Raw genomic sequence first — 21334 nt, forward strand, 5'->3', positions numbered from 1 at the left:
CTGCCGCCACGCGACGGGCGGTTGCCGGCGCGGGCGGCGGCGTTCTCGGCGCGGACCTCGGCGATGTTCTTGACGTCGCCCTTGTAGATCCAGACCTTCACACCGATCCGGCCGAAGGTCGTCTTGGCCTCGAAGAAGCCGTAGTCGACGTTGGCGCGCAGGGTGTGCAGGGGGACCCGGCCCTCGCGGTAGAACTCGGAGCGGGACATCTCGGCGCCGCCGAGGCGACCACCGCACTGGATCTTGATGCCCTTGGCACCGGCCTTCATCGTGCTCTGCATCGACTTGCGCATCGCACGGCGGAAGGAGACGCGGGAGGACAGCTGCTCGGCGACGGCCTGGGCCACCAGCTGAGCGTCCGTCTCCGGGTTCTTCACCTCGAGGATGTTGAACTGGATCTGCTTGCCGGTCAGCTTCTCCAGCCGGCCGCGGATGCGCTCCGCCTCGGCGCCGCGGCGGCCGATCACGATGCCCGGACGGGCGGTGTGAACGTCGACGCGGACACGGTCACGGGTGCGCTCGATCTCCACCTTGGAGATGCCAGCCCGCTCCATGCCCTGCGTGAGCAGGCGGCGGATCTCGACGTCTTCCTTGATGTAGTCCTTGTACAGCTTGTCGGCGTACCAGCGGGACTTGAAGTCCGTGGTGATGCCGAGCCGGAACCCGTGCGGGTTGACCTTCTGCCCCATTACCGGGTTCCTTCCTTGCTGCTGACGACCACCGTGATGTGGCTGGTCCGCTTACGGATCCGGTAGGCGCGGCCCTGGGCGCGCGGCCGGAACCGCTTCAGGGTCGGGCCCTCGTCGACGTATGCCTCGGAGATGAAGAGGCTGTCGACGTCCGTGTGGTCGTAGTTGTGCGCGGCGTTGGCGATGGCGCTGTCGAGCACCTTGCCGACGGGCACGCTCGCGGCCTGCGGGGCGAAACGCAGGACCGCCTGAGCCTCCGTGGCGTCCATGCCACGGATGAGGTCCACCACGCGGCGGGCCTTCATGGGCGTGACGCGGATGTACCGCGCCTGGGCCCTGGCTTCCATGGTTGTCCCTTCGGTGTCAGTCATAGGTCTTCGCTACTTCCGCACATCAGCGACGACGCGACTTGCGGTCGTCCTTCTCGTGGCCGCGGAAGGTGCGGGTCGGCGCGAACTCGCCGAGCTTGTGGCCGACCATCGACTCGGTGACGAACACCGGGACGTGCTTGCGGCCGTCGTGCACCGCGATCGTGTGGCCCAGCATGGCCGGGACGATCATCGAGCGGCGGGACCAGGTCTTGATGACGTTCTTGGTGCCTGCGTCGTTCTGTACGTCCACCTTCTTCATCAGGTGGTCGTCGACGAAAGGCCCCTTCTTGAGACTGCGCGGCATCGAAAACCCGCCTCCTAGCGCTTCTTGTTCGTCTTGCGGCGGCGGACGATGTACTTGTTGCTGGCCTTCTTCGGCGAGCGAGTACGTCCTTCCTTCTTGCCCCACGGGGAGACCGGGTGACGACCACCGGAGGTCTTGCCCTCACCACCACCGTGCGGGTGGTCGACCGGGTTCATGACCACACCGCGGACGGTCGGGCGGACGCCCTTCCAGCGCATACGGCCGGCCTTGCCCCAGTTGATGTTCGACTGCTCGGCGTTGCCGACCTCGCCGACGGTGGCGCGGCAGCGGACGTCGACCAGGCGGATCTCACCGGACGGCATGCGCAGGTGGGCCATGCGGCCCTCCTTCGCCAGCAGCTGCACGGAGGCGCCCGCGGAACGGGCGAACTTCGCGCCGCCGCCGGGCCGCAGCTCGATGGCGTGGATGGTCGTACCGACCGGGATGTTACGCAGCGCGAGGTTGTTGCCCGGCTTGATGTCGGCGCCGGGGCCGTTCTCGACGCGGTCGCCCTGCTTCATGCCGGCCGGCGCGAGGATGTAGCGCTTCTCGCCGTCGACGTAGTGCAGCAGCGCGATGCGCGCGGTGCGGTTGGGGTCGTACTCGATGTGCGCGACCTTGGCCGGCACGCCGTCCTTGTCGTGACGACGGAAGTCGATCACGCGGTAGGCGCGCTTGTGGCCACCACCCTGGTGGCGGACGGTCACACGACCGGTGTTGTTACGGCCGCCCTTGCTGTGCAGGGGGCGGACCAGCGACTTCTCCGGCGTGGACCGCGTGATCTCGACGAAGTCGGCGACGCTGGAGCCACGACGGCCCGGGGTCGTCGGCTTGTACTTGCGGATACCCATTTCTCAGTCCTCGTCCGATATCGGACGGTACGACCTCCGTTAGGAGACCGGACCGCCGAAGATGTCGATACGGTCGCCCTCGGCGAGGGTCACGATGGCGCGCTTGGTGTCGGCGCGCTTGCCGTAACCGGTGCGGGTGCGCTTGCGCTTGCCCTGGCGGTTGATCGTGTTGACCCCGGTGACCTTGACCGAGAAGACCGCCTCGACGGCCTGCTTGATCTGGGTCTTGTTGGCACGCGGGTCGACGACGAACGTGTACTTGTTCTCGTCCAGCAGCGCGTAGCTCTTCTCGGAGACCACCGGCTTCACGAGGATGTCGCGGGGGTCGGAGAAGGTCTTGCTGGTGACGGTGGTCTCGGCCATCAGGCCTCGCTCCCTTCGTGCTGGGCGGCCTTGCGGCCGGCCACGAAGCTGTCGAGGGCGGCCTTGGTGAAGACCACGTCGTCGGAGACGAGCACGTCGTAGGTGTTCAGCTGGCCCGGCTCCAGGATGTGGACCCGGGGCAGGTTACGGGCGGACAGCCACGCGGCCTCGTCGCTCCGCTCGGCGACCAGGAGCACGTTCTTGCGCTCGCTGATCCTCCCGAACAGGGTCTTGGCGGCCTTGGTGGAGATCTCGCTCTCGACCACGCCGCTCACGACGTGGACGCGGCCGTGGCGCGCCCGGTCGGAGAGGGCACCGCGCAGGGCGGCGGCCTTCATCTTCTTCGGGGTCCGCTGCGAGTAGTCGCGCGGCACGGGGCCGTGCACGACGCCACCACCGGCGAACTGCGGGGCGCGGGTCGAACCCTGGCGGGCGCGGCCGGTGCCCTTCTGGCGGTACGGCTTCTTGCCACCGCCCCGGACCTCGCCGCGGGTCTTGGTCTTGTGCGTGCCCTGGCGGGCAGCGGCCAGCTGTGCGACGACGACCTGGTGGATCAGCGGAACGCTGACCTGCGCGTCGAAGATCTCCGCGGGGAGCTCGACGGTCCCGGCCTTGTCGCCCGCCGGCGAAAGGATGTCAACGGTACTGGGAGTGCTCATGGTTTAACCTCAGGCCCCCTTGGCCGCGGTACGGACCAGGACGAGGCCGCCGTTCGGACCAGGAACCGCGCCCTTGATGAGCAGCAGGCCCTTCTCCGCGTCAACGGCGTGGACGGTCAGGTTCTGGGTGGTGACCCGCTCGTTGCCCATGCGGCCAGCCATGCGCAGGCCCTTGAACACGCGGCCCGGGGTGGCGCAGCCACCGATGGAGCCGGGGGAGCGGTGCTTACGCTGCGTGCCGTGGCCGGCGCCGAGACCGGCGAAGCCGTGGCGCTTCATGACACCGGCGGTGCCCTTGCCCTTGCTCTTGCCGGTGACGTCGACCTTCACACCGGACTCGAACACCTCGGCGGTGACCTCCTGGCCGAGCGTGTACTCGCCGGCGTCGGCGGTACGCAGCTCCACGAGGTGGCGGCGCGGGGTGACGTCGGCCTTGGCGAAGTGGCCCTTGAGGGGCTTGTTCACCTTGCGCGGGTCGATCTCGCCGAAGGCGATCTGGACGGCCTCGTAGCCGTCCTTGTCCGCGGTGCGCACCTGGGTGACGATGCAGGGGCCGGCCTTGACAACGGTGACCGGGACGACACGGTTGTTCTCGTCCCAGACCTGGGTCATGCCGAGCTTCTCGCCCAGGACACCCTTGATCTGCTTGGTGGTCATCTCTACCGCGCCTCTCAGAGCTTGATCTCGATGTCGACGCCGGCCGGCAGGTCCAGGCGCATCAGCGAGTCAACGGTCTTGGGCGTCGGGTCGAGGATGTCGATCAGGCGCTTGTGGGTGCGCATCTCGAAGTGCTCGCGCGAGTCCTTGTACTTGTGTGGCGACTTGATGACGCAGTACACGTTCTTCTCTGTGGGCAGCGGCACCGGGCCCGCGACCGACGCACCAGTACGGGTCACCGTCTCGACGATCTTCTTCGCCGAGGTGTCGATGACCTCGTGGTCGTAGGCCTTGAGCCGGATGCGGATCTTCTGTCCCGCCATGGCTACTTCGTAGTCCTGTCTCTCGTCACGCTCCGGGACCCGGCGGGACCACGCTCTCCTCCGACCCACGCGGTCGGGCGTGTCGCATCCCCGCCACCATGGAAATCCTTAGAATTTCCCTGCTTGGGGACGCGGTGCGCGAGACCGCGGAACCGGGGGAGGAAACCCACCGGGCGCCTGGTCGGTACCCCGCCCACGCTTCCCGGAAGATTCCCGTACTTCCACCCCTGACGAGGGGCGACGAATACATTGGGACTCGCTTCCGGTCCTCCCGGCGGGAGGCGCGCAGCATCGGCACTCAACCGAGCAACCCGGACAGTCTGCCACACGGGGCATCGCCGATGCCAATCGGACCCATCACGTTACCCCGGCGGGACACCGCCGAATCCTGCCCGCCCGCCCGCGGGGAACCGCCCCCGGGTCCTCCGGTCTCCGCTCCCCGTCCCGCCGCCCCCGGCGCCGCCCGCTAGCGCGGCTCCCGGCCCTCGGGAGCGGTGAGGAGCAGCGGGGTGCGGGGACGCCCGGGGCCGGTGGCCTCCGGGGCGAGGCGGAGCAGCAGGTGCAGAATGCCGCTGAGACCGGGCATCAGGCCCGGGGAGAAGGTCTCCCGGGCCAGTCCGCCGACCGGGCCGCGGTGTTCGAGGTCGGTGAGCAGCCCGGCCAGCAGGTCCCGGACACCGGGGACGTGGACCGGGGGCGGGGCGGGCGCGGGACCGGCGTCGGGCGCGGGCAGGGCTCGCAGGTGGGTGAGCAGTTCGACGAGCCCCAGGTCGCCGTGGCACAGAGTGTGGCTCCAGCCGAAGCCGTCGGCCAGGCCGGCCGCCGCCGCGCGGTATGCGTTGACCAGGTGGGCGCGGTCCCCGGTGCGGTGGTGGAGGTCCACGGCGGCCAGGCCGATGCCGGTACTGCCGTGGCACCAGGCGGTGGCGTGTTCCTGCTGGCCGCCTATGCGGGCGTCGTGCCAGTTGCCGGCCACCGGGTCCCACAGCGACTCCTCGTAGGACAGGGCGGCCCCGGCCAGCTCGCGCCAGCGGCGGCGGTCGGCGTCGGTGCCGGCCTCGCAGAGGGCCAGCCGGTGCAGCGCCCAGCCCATGCCGGTGGCGCCGTGGGCGAAACCGCCGATGCCCTCGGCGAAGAGCACGGTGGACCAGCGGGCCCCGCGGTCGTCGCGGACGGCGGTGCGCTCCAGACGGCGGGCCGCGCGGGCGGCGGTGGCCAGCCACCGCTCCTCGCCGGTGAGGTGCGCGAGGTTCAGCAGCGGGACGATCACCCCGGCGGCGCCGCCGAGGATGTCGAGGTCGGTGTCCTCGTCGAGCAGCCCGGGGGTGAGCTCGGCGGCGCGGAGCCGGGCGCGGGCCAGGTGGGCATCGTCGCCGAGCAGCCCGTACAGCTCGGTCCACGTCCACACCTGGGAGGCGATGCCGGTGTAGCCGCCGATGAAGGCGGTGGCCGTGGTGTCCTCGGTGGCGGCCAGCACGCGCAGCGCGCCCTCCAGGAAGTCTTCGAGCCCGGGGACGGGGTCGGCCCGGCCGCGCCGCACCTCCCGCAGATATCCGGCCAGGGCGACCGCGACACCCCCCTGTCCGGTGTACAGCTCGGCCGCCAGCGGGCGGATGGCCCAGCCGACGCCGGTGAGCACCGGACTCACCCAGGTGACGGTGGAGTCCTCGCCGCGGACGGCCTCCTCGCACAGGGTCCGCACGAGCCCCGCCGCCATGGCGCGCCGCCTCGACTCCAGCGCGTCGTGCCGGGGGGCGGGCGGGTCCGCCCGCACACGGGGCGGCAGGGTGCGCTCGTTGAGGTAGGCGCCCACCAGGGCCCCCTGGATGACGGACTCCTCCATCCGGAAGTCCGCGCCGCGCCAGTCCGCCACCGCGTGCCGGATCGTCGCCTCGTCCACCACGGCGGTGAACACCGGGATGTCGCCGGCGAGCAGGTCCTCGATCTCCGATTCGATGCTCTCGGGGGAGTCCGGCGCGCCGGGCAGCGCCCGGGCGTTGCCGAGCAGTACCTCACGGGCCCGCTGCCGGGCCTCCTGTGGCCGGTGCAGGGAGACCGGGTGCCACAGCATCCGGCCGATGTCGACGTACGCCTGGGTGCCGCGGCGCAGGTTCCGGACCCGGCAGCCGGTGAACGGCCGCAGCAGCTGGGGCAATCCGCCGCCCTCGGAGTCCATCCGGTGCAGATGGGCGGTCAGTTCGCGGAATCCGTCGAGCACCCGGTCCCAGTGCCGGAACAGGGCCGGTTCGGCGGCGGGCAGGTTGGCCGAGGGCGGCGGTGCGATGAGTTCGGTGTCCATCCTGGCGCCGTCGGTGCCGCCGCCGGCGATGACGGGCGCCGGTATCAGGGGCTGCTGTCCGGGGATCGCCCCGGCCGCCGAGATGTCGGTGCCGCCCATGGCGTAACCGCCCATCCGGGTCGGCAGGATGCCGGTGCGCAGCACGGTGCGCCGGATGACGGCGGCGGCGTCGTCCACGGCGGCCCCGCGCCCGCTGTCCTCGGCGGGCGGCACGTCCCGGGTGAACAGGCATTCGGCGTCCACCACGACGGGTTCGGGGCCGTGGGCGATGAGGTTCTCGGCGTGCAGGTCGGTGCCGCCGGTCAGGCGCATCAGGGCCAGCCAGTGGCCCAGGGTGCGGTAGTACTGGGCGAGTCCGGCCTCGTCGACGCAGTAGCGGTGCGGAATGTGTGCGGTCCAGCCGTAGCCGTCGCGCGGAAGCGCACGCGGGGTGCGCGGGCGGGGGCCGGAGGGCGCGCCGGGGTGCGACCAGAGGCGGACGAGCAGGTGCTCCAGCGCGGTGTCGGTGTCCAGGGGGCGCGGCTTGTACATCACGCTGCCGCCCTCGAAGGTGAGCTGGGCGACGGCACGCCCGCCCCGGTGAGGGTCGCCCGCCCCGAGGCGGAGGGCCGTCAGCCGCCCGGCGGGGCGGCCCAGGAGTGCGGAGAGGCGGTCGCGGTCGTCGGCCAGGCGCCGGGCGAGTTCGGCGGTCGCGTCGGCCAGAGGGGCGGTGGCGCGTGCCACGCGCTCGCCGAGTCCGGGATACCGCCTCTCCAGGCGCTCGCGGAACTCCGGGGTCCGGGCCCGGTCCTGGAAGGCCGCCCAGCGTTCGCGGCCGTCCGCGCCGGGAAGGTCGCCCGCGAGACTCCGGGCCCGCAGTTCCAGGAGCAGGAGCCGGTTGAGTTTGCGTTGCAGGGAGGCGAGCTGGGCGGTGCGCGCGGTGGCCGCGATCAGGGTCCGCTCCGCGTCGCTCAGGCCGGGTACGGCCGCCAGGCGGCGGCGCAGCTCGGCGGGGAAACCGGCGGTCCAGGCGGCCACCGGCGCCTCGAAGTGGCCGGTCTCGGCCGGGGTGTCCTGCCTGCCGGTGACGTCTGTCATGGCCTGCTCGCTCCTGTCGGTGTCCGCGACCGTGCCGCGACGGGGTCCTCCGGTGGTGCCCCGGACGGCGGCACGGCACCGTCCGGGGCTGTGGTGGCGCCGGTCAGCAGCAGTAGCTGTTCATCGAGCCGCTACAGCTGCTGCACGCGGTGAACAGGGCGTCGGTGGCGTCCACCAGCGCGGCCTCGGTGGCGCTGCCGCCCACGTACAGCGGGCCGGCCGGGTTGGGTTCGCCGTGGGAGTTCTCCGCGCCGTCGAGCCAGGCGGCGACGATCTCGTCGGCCCGGGTCAGCGTTGCCTGTGACATGACAACCTCCAGAGTGATGGGAAGTGTGGAGGCCAAGGCTCAGATATTCATACTCCGGCCACAAGGACACCGGACGGAATCCGGACTCCTCCCACTGGCGACAACAGGAGCTTGCGCCGGGAAGGCACCGGCCCCCGGCGGCCTCCCGGCAGGACGGCCGGACGGACCGGCGGCGCGGTGACGTGAGACGTTGCGCGCCCCGGCGCACGCGGGAACCGGCCATGATCCGCCGGCCGACAGGACCCGATCTCGCGCCCCGGCCCTCTCCGGGCTCGTCCCGTTGGCCACATGGGCCCCGGCCGTACCGCCGCCGGTCGCCCCGGCCGTCATGTGCGGCCGGAACGTTCCGCCCAGGAGTCTCCCAGACGTTTCCCGGAGGCTCCGTGTCATCCCTCCGCGGCATGATGACCGCACGACCATCATGCGGACTCATCGGCTGACGAAGAATGATTCTCACCCGATGATGCACAGCAGGGAAAGTCTGGAGGCGGAGGCGGAGCGTCTTCGACGCCGCCCTGCCGCCGAGTCGGCCCCCCCCCCCGTCCTCTCCGAGTTCATGGTGGACCTCCCCGGTGATCCGGACCGGTACGCCGGGCGTCTTCGCTCGGTCCTGTCAGTCGGGCTCGATACCGAGTGGTCCAGCGGGATCGGCGTTCCGGATGCGTTCCTCGGTCCAGTACTCCCGGGCCCGCTCTCTCTCCCCCTCGGGCACCCGGTGCTCGAGGATGCGGTCGCTGGGATCACGGTGCGCGGTGCAGGCCGTCGCGGCGCCCGCGACGGCTGCCCCGATGCCCACCGTCAGCAGAATCGCGGCGCAAGCCTTCCGCAGGCTTCCATGCCTGCCGTTCCGACGTTCTCCCACGCCTGCCACTTTCGACATCCTCCGGCTGGAGACCTTCGCGTGACCGTACCGCACACTGTCCGCCAAACGGGCTCGTGCACGGTAGGCGGTGAGACGTCGAGTTCTCGGTCGGCGATACGGCGCATCCGCTTCGACGAGACCCCTGCCCGTCGCGCCGGTGGTCGCGTCCACCAGTGCTTCGGACAGGGGCCCCGTCGGTCGGCGTCCCCGTCCCCTGCCGGGGCACGCCCTTACGAGTAGTTCCAGCGCTGCCCGTCGGCGCGCTGCTTGCAGTAGATGATCCGGCCGGCGGAGTTGTGCGTCCGCATACCGAGGTGCTTGTTGGCGCAGAACTGGCCTGCCTGGTAGCAGTTGCCCGCCGGGGAGGTCAGTTCGCACTGGCCGTTCCACTGGGCGGCACCGCCGGAACCACCCGAGCCACCCGAGCCGCCCGAGCCGCCCGAGGAGCCGGAACCGCCGGTGGAGCCACTGGCGGCCGGAGGCGGCGGCGGGATGTAGTCAGGGTCGTTCTTCCGGTCCTTGTAGGTGCCCTTGCCCGACGGGCAGGAGCCGCCCTCGACCAGGGTCAGCTTCGCCTCGGTGTCCGGCTTGGCGTCCCTGCCCGCCGAGGGCGACTGGAAGCAGACCTTGTAGCCTTCCGTGTCCTCCTCCGCACCGGCGGCGGAGACGGACACGTCCTTGTAGGCCGACTCGACGGCGATGTCGTCCTCGTCCAGACCCACCTTGGCCAGCGCCTTGACGGCCTCGGCGTAGACCTTGCCGGTGACGTCGGGGATCCGGGGCCAGGCGAGCGGGTCGCCGTCCTTCTCCGGACAGAGGGCGCCCTCTTGGACGGCTCCGTAATCGACGGTGCTGTAGCCGACTTCCTCGAAACACACCTTCCATTTCCCGGAAGGCTCGGCGTCGCCCTTGTTGGCGTTGTGGGCGGTGACCTTGTAACCGGCGTCCTCGGCGGCCTCCCTGGCCGCTTCGAGGGCCTCGCCCTTCTGGGAGGAGATCCTCTCCGGTTCCGCCGTCACGGTGGCGATCGCCGTCGCCGTGACGGTGACGGTCTCCTTCGGCTCCGCCCCTGCACCGCCGTCCGAGCAGGCCCCGAGCAGGAAGGCTCCGAAGACTCCGAAGGCGATGAACCTCCCGCGGATCGCGGCACGGCCCCCCGTCCGCTTTTCCCGTCCCGGAAGACTCCGGATCATCCGCCGACCGAGTGCTTGCTGTCCGCGCGATATGTTCCGCGCAGCGTGAGACAACGTCATCCCGCCCCCCTGGCAGTGCCGTTCGTGCCGCGAATGCTAGCCGCGCGGGGCCGCCGGGGCGGGTGATACGCAAAACCGGTTCTCCGCCCGTGACGGGCGCCTGGGTCGAATGCCGCTCACGCACCGGCCGCACAGAGCGGCACACGGGCCGAACAGGGTTTCCCTGAGCAGGCGCCACCCCTGGCCTGGGCGGATGCGGGCGGACACGCTGGGTGACGTGACTCCAGAGACCACCCGAACCGAGAGCCCCGTCACCACCCCTGCCCGGGAGCTCGCCGTACTCCTGTCCCCACCCGCCGGGGAGCCCGACTGGCGCGGCTCCTGACCGTCGCGCACCTGGCCGACCAGGGGTTGCCCACCGAGGCGGCCGCGCAGATCACCGCCGAGCTGGCGGGCAACGCCGTACTGCACGGGCGCGTGCCCGGCCTCGGTGTAGGCCGAGGACTCCTCGACCGCCTCGCCCAGGAGTCTCCTGGTCCGGCGGGTCTTCCACCGCGTGTGGCTCACAACCTCTCCTGCCCGAAGTTCCCGAGACCGGTCAGAACACCTTGAGGGCGACCCGTTGGACGATCGTCAGCGCGTGGGTGCCGTAGACGAGGAGAACGGCGGCGGCCACGACGGCGATGGCAGCGACGGACCAGATGAGGCGCGAGTTCATGCGGCGCTGATCTCCTTGACGGGGGCGGGGTGGGCCGATGTTCCCACTTGAAGGACGTTGTCGCACAGGTCCCTGACCGTGGGGTCGTGGGTGGCGATCACTACGGCGCAGCCGGCGTCGGCCAGGGCACGGAGGGTGGCGATGACCATATGGGTGTTGTCGAGGTCAAGGGCCCCGGTGGGCTCGTCGGCCAGGACGAGGGCGGGTTGTTTGACGATGAGGCGAGCGAGGGCGACGCGTTGTTGTTCGCCGCCGGAGAGACGGTGTACGACCTCCTTCTCACGGCCGGCGAGACCTACCTGTCGCAGCGCACAGGCAGGCGTGGGGTGGCCCTTGGCCCGATTGCGGGCGACCTTGAGGACGACGCTGAGATTGTCCGCGACGGTGGCGTTGTCGATCAGGGCGTAGTTCTGGAACAGGTAGCCGAGTATGTCCCGGCGGTAGGCGCGAGCCTTGCGTGGGCTGAGCCTGGTGATGTCCTGGTCGCGGTGGCGCACGGTGCCGGTGGTGGGCGTGTCGAGCAGACCGAGACAGTTGAGAAGGGTGGATTTTCCGGACCCGCTGGGGCCGGTCAGGGCAAGCATCCGCCCGGCTTCGACGGTGAAGGCGAGGTCCTGCCAGAGGACACGAGGGCCGAAGGACTTGGACAGCCCGACGATGTCGATCACGCTTCGGTCGATCCTTCCTTGACGATGCGGCGGTGGAAGAGGGCCAGGACGGCGAGGGCGGTGGCGGCCTCGACCAGGACGAGGCCGGTGATGACGGTCAGGTCCTGGCCGGTGATCGTCACCGGATCACGGGGGGCGGGGATACCGAGGGCCTTGTACCTCTCAAGGCCTTGGTTCCACTGATGAACCTGATAGGGGAGCCAGGAGACGAGCAGGGCGAGGATCGCGGCTTCGGCGGTCAGGAGGGTGCGATGGGTGGTGGCGAATGTCCAGCCGTGGATGTGCCGGGCGAAGATGCGCTGGGCGTTCCTACGGGTGTGGACGATGACCACACCGACGCCGGTGACGAGCAGGACCAGGAGAGCCACGGCCAGGTTGAACAGTCGCAGCCGGAAGTCCGCGGTGATGTCACGGATGGCCTGGGCGGCGTCGGCCGCGATGGGGCTGATACCGACGATCTCGTCGCGCAGCTCTTGGGTGTCGATGCCGGCGGTGATGTCGGCCGGATCGGGAAAGACGATGCTGCGCTTGGAAGCGTAGGCGGTGTAGCCCTTGTCGCTGATGTGACCGGTGCCGTTGGGGACGACGACGATGACGGGATCGGTGAGGAAGGAATCGTCCGAGAACCGGTTCTGTCCGGCCTCGCGAGTACCGCGGGCGTTGTAGGTGAAGATCTCCTGACTGTCTGCGGTGGTCCTTACATCGATCTGCTCGGATGAGATCTGGTCCGGGTTCGAAGGACTGACCAGGTCGGGCACCAGACTTGTCAGTTTGTCGGCATAAGCAGCGAGGTGTTGTGGAACCAGGAGCAGGATGCGGTCGCCACCGCCGGTTGTGGCCGGGTAGCGGCGGCCGTTCGGAGCGCGGACCTCCTGCTGGTCGAGGAACGTCTCGTTGGCCACCATCAGGCCGTCGGCCGGGAGGTCCTGGGCGTCGCGGAAGCGCGCGAGGTCTTTGTGACCGGCGAGAACGACCTGGCCGTCGGCGTCGGCCCGACGCAGCCAGGGACCGACCTTCGCCTCCAGCCTCTTCAGCGCATCGGGGGCGCCGAGGTAGCCGTTGAGGCGGATGGTGGAGGCATCGCCCGCCTGCGCGTACACGTCGAGGTTGTCCTCACGCCGGGCGAGGTCCTGCCCGGCCTGCAGGACCGATGCGGCGATACCGAGAGCGAGCAGAAGAGCCGGCACACGCACGAGGTAGGCAGCGACCGCGGTGGACCGGGTGGGTATCTCGCCCTTGAGGGCGGACAGGATTCCGGTACGGGCGGTCAGGGCCAGCGTCGCGGCGTGGACGGCAAGGACGAGTGCCGTGAGAACGGCCGCCGTCACGGCCGTGAGAAGGGCGAACAGCCCGAACCACGCGAGGTGGTTGTACCAGGCCAGCAGGGCTGTCGCCGCGGCCGTCACGGCCCCGAGGGCGACCACCCAGAAGCGGGCGAGTCGGCGCAGGTCGCGGGCGAGGATCGCGGGCAGGGACATGCCCTGCAGACGCAGCACTCCGTAGGCTTTGGCGTTGAGCAGGACGCCGGCACCGGTCATGGTGACGCAGACAAGGGCGACGACGACGAGGGAACCGGCCAGGGCGCTGCCGCCGTAAGCGTAGGAGAGCTGCTCGGGGGAGGCCGGACGGGGGTGCCATGCGGTGAGACCGTGCTGCTCCAGCAGACCGAGGAAGGGCCGAACGGCGTCGGGATCGCCGAAGAGGTAGTACAGGCCACGCGGGTCGCGGTCGGAGACCTCGGAGAACGGCCGGGTCGTGGTGGCCTGGCCGGGGCTGAAGGCGGGGTAACCGCTGTCGATCCACTCGGCGCGGGGACCGGTCGGAGTCAGATAGAGATCGCGGCTGCGATCGGGGTGTTCCAGGTCGAGTTGCTGGCGGCCCACGGTGACACCGTGGTCGCGGGCGAACGCTTCGACCGCTTGTCCGACGGCGCGGCCGGTACTGGTGTCCCGCGACTGTGTGATCTGGACGACCGCGTCATAGCCCAGAGTCCACTGGTCTTCGAAGCTCCTGAGAAACAGGAAGGAGAACAGGGCGGAGAACGCCAGGGTGACGGCGTGGGCGAACTTGACGCCACGATGCAGCATGCGTGTCCTACGAAACTGTGGGGGTCGGCCGGCCGGGCGAAGGAAAGTACGCATGCCCCCGAAGAGCCGCGTCGCGCGGGCCTCTTCGGGGGCATGTTACGCGTGCTGCCGGTTGGTCAGCAGGTGGTTCTGTAGTAGGTCTCGTTGCCCCAGAGGGCGGCGGGCGCCTGCGTGACGGACCAACTGCCGGCGGCCGCCTCGTCACTGTCGATGTACTCGCCGACCGAGGTCGAGCCGTGGCACTTGTCCTCGTGGTAGTAGTCCGACCATACGTTGGCGGTACCGGCCCCGTAGTCCCAGATGCCGCCGCCGACGTACGAGATGGTCGCCATCGCGGGAGCGGCGCCGGCTACGACCAGCACTCCGGACACGGTCGCGATCTTGAGCGCGCGCTTGAGTCTCATCATCAACTCACCTTCGACTGGGGTACGCGACGTACATCGAACGGTCTCGAACGCACAGAATGATCACAGCGGACAGCGAGGGGGGATAAGTGAAGACCGAGACAGAGAATGCCGGAAATCGATCTTGATTCAGTTCACGACGCGTGAGCCCCGGCGCCAGATGAAGTCTTCTCGGCGACGCGTTGGCCGCACCACTCGGCGAAGGCCGGCCAGGCGTGTCTCCGGCCTCCCCGGGAGTGCGTCGATGAGCCGGAAAGTTCACCCAGGAGCCTCCTGGTCCGGCGGGTCCTCCACCGCGCGTGGTTCACAGTCCGTCCTCCTCGGTCCGGTCACGGGTGTGCCCGGCGGGGCCCGTCCACCGGCTCGCGGGAAAGCACGCTCCGGTGGGTGGAGACCCGGCGGGGCAGGCGGAGCAAGTGCGGCCCTCCCGGCCACGGTTCCAGCCGCCGCGACCGCCCGTACGCCTGCCGGAGCCACGGCCGGCCCCGGCCTGTGCCGCGACTGCCGCGAGGCGCGGGCCGCCACCCCACCACCCCTGGCCGCGTGACCGGCCCGAAGCGCGGGTCACGGACGCCGCACCTGCACTAGAGGAGGCCCATGGGATCAAGGCCCGTACGAAGAAGCGATTCCCGGCTCGTCCTCGCTGGCAGCCACGGGTGCCCAGGACACGATCAGGCTATTCGTTTGTTGCGCTTGTTTCGGATGCTGCGAATAATGGAAAGATGTTAAAGAAGGCCCCTGCCGGCATACACCCGCACCCGAGGGAGCCCCACATGAGCAAGACGGACATCCACCCCGTCCGCCTCCCCCCGGAGGAGACGGAAACAGCCAACCGAGCCCTGTCCCGGGTACGCAGCTACCTGGAGAGGCACCGTGACGTTCCGAGGATCGGCATCACGGTCGAGGGGGAAGGAGCCGAGCCACTCACACTGCCGCGAGAAGCGGTCGAGCTACTGGCCACCACACTCGCCCACCTGGCAGCCGGCCGCAGCGTTTCCATCGTTCCGCAGAACGCGGAACTCACCACCCAGCAGGCAGCCGACCTGCTCAACGTCTCACGCCCCTTCCTCATCGGGCTCCTACAGGCCGGAGAGATCGAATACCGCAAGGTCGGCAAACACCGGAGGATTCCGGCCTCCTCCCTGATGGACTACAAGCGGCAGGACGACGAACGCCGCCGCCAAGCCGCCGATGAACTCACCCAACTGGGCCAAGAGATGGGACTGATCTGAAGCATGGCCTTCGTTGTCCTGTACGACGCCAACGTGCTGTACCCGAGCACCCTGCGTGATCTGCTCGTCTCCATAGCACAGGACGGCCTCGCGCAGGCCAAGTGGACCGATCACATCCTCGATGAGACGTTCCGCAACCTGAAGGCCAAGCGGCCCGACCTCGATCCCGACCGGCTCGACCGGACCAGGGAGGTCATGATGAGGGCCGTGCGTGACTGCATGATCAAGGGCTACGAGCCCCTCATCGAGGCCCTCGAGCTTCCCGACCCGGATGACCGCCACGTCCTCGCGGCGGCCATCCGGGCGAAAGCCCAGCTCATCGTCACGTTCAACCTCAAGGACTTCCCCCGCGACGCCTTGTCGGCATGGGACGTGGAAGCCAAGCACCCCGACGCTTTCATCGAGGACCAGATCAACCTGGACCCTGCCGCCGTGTACGCGGCGGTGCGCCGGATCGCGGACAGGTGGAGGAATCCGCCGGGGACCGTGGAGGACGTGCTCGGGTCGCTGGAGCGAGACGGCATGGTCGCCGCCGCGGCGGCTCTGCGGGCGCTCTGACCGGGCCGGAAAACCCCTGCTCGGCCGGGTCCCCTCCGCCCCCGCCCGCACCGACGGCGCCTGACGACCGCGGCCTACCGGACCGTCCCCGGCAGGGTCCTCACTTCACCGTGTGCTCGCAGCCCAGGATGTCCTTACCGTCCTGGTTGTCGGCGACCTTCTCGCCGTCGACGGTGATGACGCAGGGCGCGGGCTTGAGCATGCCGTCGTCGCCCGGGACCGGGCCGGGCACGACCGATACCAGGACGCCGACCTGCTGCTCGGCCTTCGTCAGGGAGAGCTCGACCGTCTTCTTCCACGGAAGCGTGACCTGCTCGGTCCTGTTCCCGTCCGCGGCATAGGCGATCTGCGTCTTCCCGGTGCCCCGGACCTCAAGGGTCACCTCGCGCACCACCTCGCCGCCCGCGCCACCGCTCCGCTCCTCGCCCCCGGAGGCGGACGGGGCGGGCTTCCCCCCGGCTTCACCGTCGTCCCCGCCGCCGCATCCCGTCAGCAGCACACCGGAGACGATCAGTGCCAGTCCTGCGGTCGTCCTACGGGTCACCCCGCGCATGCCCACTCCCCCTCGCGGATCGAAGCCGCCCGGGACGTCTCCCGAACCGCGCCGACGATCCTAGCCAGCCGGACCGGCCCACGGCCCTCGGAGCAGTCCTGTCCACCAGCCCGGGCAGCCGTGGAGCCGACGGGCAACCGCACTCGCCCACACCGCCTCGTCCCGGGCGGTCGGCCCTACCGGCCGGCTCCACCACCGCCCGGGACGAGGCGGCGGCGCAGGCGCCGCAGGCCGCGCCGCCGCACGACACGCAGCAGCTCCCCGGCCGGCACCCTGCCCACCGGACGCTCCTCGACCGGAAGCGGCTTCCGGCGGCGGGCCAGGGCCGGCCCCGCGGCGATCCCGCCCAGGACGGCCGCCACGGCCGCGTCGAGGGGGACCGTCTCCGGTACGGCGGACTCGGCGCCGGTGTCCGGCTCCGGGGTGAGCGTCGCGAGGTCGCCGATCACCCGCACGCCGGACTTCCGGATGTCCGCGACCATCTCCTCGGCCACCTCGGCCGCCTCCCGCTGTGCCCAGCCGGGGGTGATGATCCTCGGCTCACCGGGCGAGGGCCGGTAGTCCTGCATGAGGGGGACGACGCCCTCTCGCACCACCTTCTCGCGCGGGTGGTCGGTCAGGGGCCGCTCGGCGAGCCTGCGGTTGAGCCTGAGCAGCAGCTCGGCCTGGGACTGTGTCAGCGAGCGGTTGACACCGCCCTCCTCGGGCTCCAGCAGGCCCTCAGGCAGGCCCAGCAGCTCCTCGAAGACCCGGAACTGCCACTGCGGCTCGGCGTCGTCCACGACCACCACGGTGATGTTGTCCGCCCCCGCCGCGCGGGCCCAGCGCTCCAGCAGGGCATCGTGCCGGTGCCGGTGCCAGAACTCGGGCGTGGAGCAACGAGAGGGTCGGCGCAGCAGGCCGTCGAGCCACTCCTCGTAGGAGTCGCACAGCCCGTGCTTGACGTACTGCTGCCAGTGTGAGGGGAGGATCCGCAGCAGCGGGCGCAGGGTCACCACGACGTGCACGCCCTCGCCGTCGGCCCCCCGCAGCCCTCGCACCGCCTCCCGGGCCGCGGTGTCGTCGGAGTCGGAGAAGAACTCGCTGCTGACCACCATCCTGAGGTCGTCGCTCATCGCGGCGGCCTCCGCGCACAGCGCCTCCCAGGGCGCCATGGCCGGGCTGCCGGGAGCGGACCGGGCGGCGTTCCTCGTGATCGCGACGGCCGGCCTCTTGGCCTGGCGTTCCCGGCCCGCGTACAGCACGCCGTGGTCGGTCAGCTCCCGCCGTGCCCGGTGGAAGGCCCCCTGGAGCGCGGTCGTGCCCGTCTTGTAGGGCCCGATGTGCAGCAGCCGGGTACCCGGCTGGACGGTGAACCGCTCCCCGTGCACGAGGAATCCTCCGCTCCCGGCTGTCATGCCCGCCGACCGCCCTGTCGGCCGACCTCCTGGACCGGGACGCTAGGAGCGGCCGGTTAGCACCAGGTGACGCGTGGGTTACGGGAGTGTGCGGAACGGGCGACCGGGGGCGCGGGGGGTCCTGAACGCCGGAAGGGGCCGTACGACGGCGAGTCGTACGGGCCCTCCCACCGGCCGGTAGGCCGGTTCTGCCTCAAGAGGCGGACCGGGTCACTTGACGATCTTGGTGACCTGGCCGGCGCCCACGGTCCGGCCACCCTCACGGATGGCGAACTTCAGGCCCTCCTCCATGGCGACCGGCTGGATGAGCTCGACCTTCATCTCGGTGTTGTCGCCCGGCATGACCATCTCGGTGCCCTCGGGGAGGGTCACCACGCCGGTCACGTCCGTGGTACGGAAGTAGAACTGCGGGCGGTAGTTGTTGAAGAACGGGGTGTGGCGGCCACCCTCGTCCTTCGACAGGATGTAGGCCTGGGCCTCGAACTCGGTGTGCGGGGTGACCGAACCCGGCTTGATGATGACCTGGCCGCGCTCGACGTCCTCGCGCTTGATGCCGCGGAGGAGCAGACCGACGTTCTCACCGGCCTGGCCCTCGTCGAGCAGCTTGCGGAACATCTCGATACCGGTGACGGTGGTCGAGGTCTTCTCGGTCTTGATGCCGATGATGTCGACGTTCTCGTTGACCTTCAGAACACCGCGCTCGATACGGCCGGTGACGACCGTACCGCGACCGGTGATCGTGAAGACATCCTCGATCGGCATCAGGAACGGCTTCTCGACGTCACGCTCGGGCTCGGGGATGGACTCGTCCACAGCCTTCATCAGCTCGAGGACGGAGTCGGCCCACTTCTGGTCGCCCTCGAGCGCCTTCAGCGCCGAGACGCGGACGACCGGAACCTCGTCACCCGGGAACTCGTACTCCGAGAGCAGCTCGCGGACCTCGAGCTCGACGAGCTCCATGATCTCCTCGTCGTCCACCATGTCGGCCTTGTTCAGGGCGACGACGATGTACGGGACGCCGACCTGGCGGGCCAGGAGCACGTGCTCCTTGGTCTGCGGCATCGGGCCGTCGGTGGCGGCGACCACGAGGATGGCGCCGTCCATCTGGGCGGCACCGGTGATCATGTTCTTGATGTAGTCCGCGTGACCCGGGCAGTCGACGTGGGCGTAGTGACGGGACTCCGTCTGGTACTCGACGTGCGCGATGGAGATGGTGATACCGCGCTGGCGCTCCTCGGGAGCCTTGTCGATGTTCTCGAACGCCGAGGCCTCGTTCACGTCCGGGTAGGCGTCGTGCAGCACCTTGGTGATCGCCGCGGTAAGAGTGGTCTTACCGTGGTCGATGTGACCGATGGTGCCGATGTTGACGTGCGGCTTAGTCCGCTCGAACTTCGCCTTCGCCACTGGGGTCCTCCTGTGGACTGGTGCTGTACTCCCCCGCGCTCTGCGGAGAGGTTCAGGTGGTCGTGCCGAACCGGTCAGGACCCCTGAGGGACGACCTTGACCGTTTCGAATCTGGGTGGGCGGGCTGCCGGGGCCCCCTCACCAGGTGATGTGCGCCCGGTGAGGGGAGACCCCGAAGGCCTTGTTGTGCTCCAGCCTAATGGGTGGATAGCGCCACGAAACGTGCGCTATTCGCCCTTGGCCTTCGCGATGATCTCCTCGGCGACGTTCCGGGGAACCTCGGCGTAGGAGTCGAACTGCATCGAGTAGCTCGCGCGACCGGAGGTCTTGCTGCGCAGGTCACCGACGTAACCGAACATCTCCGACAGCGGAACCAGGCCCTTGACGACCTTGGCGCCGGCCCGGTCCTCCATGGCCTGGATCTGGCCGCGGCGGGAGTTGATGTCACCGATCACATCGCCCATGTAGTCCTCGGGCGTGGTGACCTCGACGGCCATCATCGGCTCCAGCAGGGCCGGGCTGGCCTTGCGGGCGGCCTCCTTGAAGACCATGGAACCGGCGATCTTGAACGCCATCTCGGAGGAGTCGACGTCGTGGTAGGCGCCGTCCAGCAGCGTCACCCGCACACCGGTGAGCGGGTAGCCCGCCAGCACGCCGAACTCCATGGCCTCCTGACAGCCGGCGTCCACCGAGGGGATGTACTCCTTGGGGATGCGGCCACCGGTGACCTTGTTGACGAACTCGTAGCCGTCGCCCTCGAGGGGCTCGACCGCGATCTGCACCTTCGCGAACTGGCCGGAACCACCAGTCTGCTTCTTGTGCGTGTAGTCGACCTTCTGGACGGCCTTGCGGAGGGTCTCGCGGTAGGCCACCTGCGGCTTACCGACGTTGGCCTCGACCTTGAACTCGCGCTTCATCCGGTCGACCAGCACCTCAAGGTGCAGCTCGCCCATGCCCGCGATGATGGTCTGCCCGGTCTCCTCGTTCGTCTTGACCTGGAAGGACGGGTCCTCCTCGGCCAGACGCTGGATGGCGACACCCAGCTTCTCCTGGTCGCCCTTGGACTTCGGCTCGATGGCGACCTCGATCACCGGGGCCGGGAAGTCCATGGACTCCAGGATCACCGGAGTCGACGCGTCGCAGAGGGTCTCACCGGTGGTGGTCTGCTTCAGACCCATGACGGCGACGATGTCGCCAGCACCCACGCTCTGGATCTCCTCACGCTTGTTCGCGTGCATCCGGTAGATCTTGCCGATGCGCTCCTTCTTGCCCTTCACGGAGTTCAGCACCTGAGTGCCGGACTCCAGGCGGCCCGAGTAGACCCGGATGAAGGTGAGCTTGCCGAGGTGCGGGTCGCTCGCGATCTTGAAGGCGAGCGCGGACAGCGGCTCTTCCTCGGACGGCTTGCGCCGGATGATCTCGTCGGCGTCGGACGGGGACTGCCCCTCGATCGCCTCGATGTCCAGCGGCGACGGCAGGTAGCGCACGACCGCGTCGAGCAGGGGCTGAACGCCCTTGTTCTTGAAGGCGGTGCCGGTGAACACCGGGGTGACGGTGGTGCCCTCACCCTTGCCGGACTCGATGGTGATACGGCGGATCGCCGAGTACAGCTGCTCCTCGGAGGGCTCCTCGCCCTCCAGGTACAGCTCCATCAGCTCCTCGTCGTTCTCGGCGACGGCCTCGAGCAGCTTGCCCCGCCACTCCTGGGCCTGCTCCGCCAGCTCGGCCGGGATGTCGACGACGTCGTACATCTCGCCCTTGGCGGCCTCGGCCGACCAGACCAGGGCCTTCATGCGGACCAGGTCCACAACGCCCTGGAAGCCGGACTCGGCACCGATCGGGATCTGCATGACCAGCGGCTGCGCGCCCAGGCGGCTCACGATCATGTCGACGCAGCGGAAGAAGTCCGCGCCGGTGCGGTCGAGCTTGTTGACGAAGCAGATGCGCGGAACGCCGTAGCGGTCGGCCTGGCGCCATACCGTCTCGGACTGGGGTTCGACACCGGCCACCCCGTCGAACACCGTCACCGCACCGTCGAGCACGCGCAGCGAGCGCTCCACCTCGACGGTGAAGTCGACGTGGCCCGGGGTGTCGATGATGTTGATGGTGTGGTCGACGTTCTCGAGCGGCCAGTGGCAGGTCGTCGCGGCCGACGTGATGGTGATGCCGCGCTCCTGCTCCTGCTCCATCCAGTCCATGGTGGCAGCGCCGTCGTGGACCTCACCGATCTTGTAGCTCACACCGGTGTAGAACAGGATCCGCTCGGTGGTGGTCGTCTTGCCCGCGTCGATGTGGGCCATGATCCCGATGTTGCGGACCTTGGCCAGGTCAAGTGAAGTGGTAGCCATAAGGCTCAGT

General features: G+C 69.6%; 21 protein-coding genes and 1 pseudogene. 3 read left to right on the top strand and 19 right to left on the bottom strand.

What is annotated here, in order from left to right; all coding sequences use genetic code 11:
- From rpsC to LJ221_RS07160, 12 genes are all read right to left on the bottom strand, one after another.
- The coding region (gene rpsC / locus LJ221_RS07105) for a 30S ribosomal protein S3 (RefSeq protein ID WP_241714739.1) at window positions 1-689 on the bottom strand (689 nt) is incomplete at its 3' end.
- Window positions 689-1036 (bottom strand): 50S ribosomal protein L22, encoded by a 348-nt coding sequence (gene rplV, locus LJ221_RS07110; RefSeq protein WP_006130776.1) that lies wholly within the window; start codon window positions 1034-1036, stop codon window positions 689-691. The genes rplV and rpsC, both read right to left, overlap by 1 nt.
- A gap of 46 nt (window positions 1037-1082) precedes the next feature.
- The gene (rpsS, locus tag LJ221_RS07115) at window positions 1083-1364 is read right to left on the bottom strand and encodes a 30S ribosomal protein S19 (RefSeq protein WP_101255276.1); all 282 of its coding nucleotides are present in this window, start codon (window positions 1362-1364) and stop codon (window positions 1083-1085) included.
- 14 nt (window positions 1365-1378) lie between these two features.
- Window positions 1379-2215 (bottom strand): 50S ribosomal protein L2, encoded by an 837-nt coding sequence (rplB, locus tag LJ221_RS07120; protein WP_093851457.1) that lies wholly within the window; start codon window positions 2213-2215, stop codon window positions 1379-1381.
- A gap of 39 nt (window positions 2216-2254) precedes the next feature.
- Window positions 2255-2578 (bottom strand): 50S ribosomal protein L23, encoded by a 324-nt coding sequence (gene rplW, locus LJ221_RS07125; protein WP_237876904.1) that lies wholly within the window; start codon window positions 2576-2578, stop codon window positions 2255-2257.
- Window positions 2578-3237 carry a 50S ribosomal protein L4 gene (rplD, locus tag LJ221_RS07130; protein WP_241714740.1) on the bottom strand — a complete coding sequence of 220 codons (660 nt, stop codon included), beginning with the start codon at window positions 3235-3237 and terminating at the stop codon, window positions 2578-2580. Before rplD ends, rplW begins: the two co-directional genes overlap by 1 nt.
- Before the next feature lie 9 nt (window positions 3238-3246).
- Entirely contained in the window at window positions 3247-3894 is a 648-nt protein-coding gene (rplC, locus tag LJ221_RS07135) for a 50S ribosomal protein L3 (RefSeq protein WP_093851460.1), read from the bottom strand.
- 14 nt (window positions 3895-3908) lie between these two features.
- A complete protein-coding gene (gene rpsJ / locus LJ221_RS07140; protein WP_004571821.1) occupies window positions 3909-4217 on the bottom strand; it encodes a 30S ribosomal protein S10 in 309 nt (102 codons plus the stop codon).
- Window positions 4218-4683: 466 nt separating this feature from the next.
- Entirely contained in the window at window positions 4684-7593 is a 2910-nt protein-coding gene (locus LJ221_RS07145; protein WP_241714741.1) for a type 2 lanthipeptide synthetase LanM family protein, read from the bottom strand.
- Window positions 7594-7696: 103 nt separating this feature from the next.
- The gene (locus tag LJ221_RS07150; protein ID WP_241714742.1) at window positions 7697-7900 is read right to left on the bottom strand and encodes a DUF6229 family protein; all 204 of its coding nucleotides are present in this window, start codon (window positions 7898-7900) and stop codon (window positions 7697-7699) included.
- A 613-nt stretch (window positions 7901-8513) separates the two neighbouring features.
- Window positions 8514-8696, bottom strand: a complete 183-nt coding sequence (locus LJ221_RS07155) for a hypothetical protein (RefSeq protein WP_241714743.1) — start codon at window positions 8694-8696, stop codon at window positions 8514-8516.
- A gap of 296 nt (window positions 8697-8992) precedes the next feature.
- Complete coding sequence (locus LJ221_RS07160; RefSeq protein WP_241714744.1) at window positions 8993-9955, bottom strand: PASTA domain-containing protein; 963 nt, start codon at window positions 9953-9955, stop codon at window positions 8993-8995.
- A gap of 277 nt (window positions 9956-10232) precedes the next feature.
- Here LJ221_RS07160 and LJ221_RS07165 point away from each other — a divergent pair.
- Window positions 10233-10441, top strand: a pseudogene (locus tag LJ221_RS07165) (ATP-binding protein); the annotation flags it as partial.
- Between the two features lie 228 nt (window positions 10442-10669).
- On the opposite strand, the gene LJ221_RS07170 reads toward LJ221_RS07165, so the two are convergent.
- From LJ221_RS07170 to LJ221_RS07180, 3 genes are all read right to left on the bottom strand, one after another.
- The gene (locus LJ221_RS07170; RefSeq protein WP_241714745.1) at window positions 10670-11341 is read right to left on the bottom strand and encodes an ABC transporter ATP-binding protein; all 672 of its coding nucleotides are present in this window, start codon (window positions 11339-11341) and stop codon (window positions 10670-10672) included.
- On the bottom strand, window positions 11338-13428 hold the full coding sequence (locus LJ221_RS07175; RefSeq protein ID WP_241714746.1) for a hypothetical protein: 2091 nt from the start codon (window positions 13426-13428) through the stop codon (window positions 11338-11340). The genes LJ221_RS07170 and LJ221_RS07175 overlap by 4 nt, the downstream gene beginning before the upstream one ends.
- A gap of 116 nt (window positions 13429-13544) precedes the next feature.
- Window positions 13545-13832 (bottom strand): lactococcin 972 family bacteriocin, encoded by a 288-nt coding sequence (locus LJ221_RS07180; RefSeq protein ID WP_241714747.1) that lies wholly within the window; start codon window positions 13830-13832, stop codon window positions 13545-13547.
- Between the two features lie 773 nt (window positions 13833-14605).
- On the opposite strand from LJ221_RS07180, the gene LJ221_RS07185 reads away from it, so the two are divergent.
- Both LJ221_RS07185 and LJ221_RS07190 read left to right on the top strand, forming a co-directional pair.
- Window positions 14606-15064 carry a helix-turn-helix domain-containing protein gene (locus LJ221_RS07185; RefSeq protein WP_241714748.1) on the top strand — a complete coding sequence of 153 codons (459 nt, stop codon included), beginning with the start codon at window positions 14606-14608 and terminating at the stop codon, window positions 15062-15064.
- A gap of 3 nt (window positions 15065-15067) precedes the next feature.
- Window positions 15068-15622, top strand: a complete 555-nt coding sequence (locus LJ221_RS07190; protein WP_241714749.1) for a PIN domain-containing protein — start codon at window positions 15068-15070, stop codon at window positions 15620-15622.
- Window positions 15623-15722: 100 nt separating this feature from the next.
- Here LJ221_RS07190 and LJ221_RS07195 read toward each other — a convergent pair whose 3' ends face one another.
- From LJ221_RS07195 to fusA, 4 genes are all read right to left on the bottom strand, one after another.
- Window positions 15723-16175, bottom strand: coding sequence for a hypothetical protein (locus tag LJ221_RS07195; protein ID WP_241714750.1), 453 nt, complete (start codon window positions 16173-16175; stop codon window positions 15723-15725).
- A gap of 176 nt (window positions 16176-16351) precedes the next feature.
- On the bottom strand, window positions 16352-17545 hold the full coding sequence (locus LJ221_RS07200) for a hypothetical protein (RefSeq protein ID WP_241714751.1): 1194 nt from the start codon (window positions 17543-17545) through the stop codon (window positions 16352-16354).
- Window positions 17546-17782: 237 nt separating this feature from the next.
- Window positions 17783-18976: an elongation factor Tu gene (gene tuf / locus LJ221_RS07205; RefSeq protein ID WP_206348921.1), complete on the bottom strand. Its 1194-nt coding sequence runs from the start codon at window positions 18974-18976 to the stop codon at window positions 17783-17785.
- A gap of 227 nt (window positions 18977-19203) precedes the next feature.
- Window positions 19204-21324, bottom strand: a complete 2121-nt coding sequence (gene fusA / locus LJ221_RS07210; protein WP_241714752.1) for an elongation factor G — start codon at window positions 21322-21324, stop codon at window positions 19204-19206.
- Window positions 21325-21334: the final 10 nt, after the last annotated feature.

It is taken from the genome of Streptomyces sp. CNQ085, from assembly GCF_022614595.1.
Taxonomy (GTDB): Bacteria; Actinomycetota; Actinomycetes; order Streptomycetales; family Streptomycetaceae; genus Streptomyces.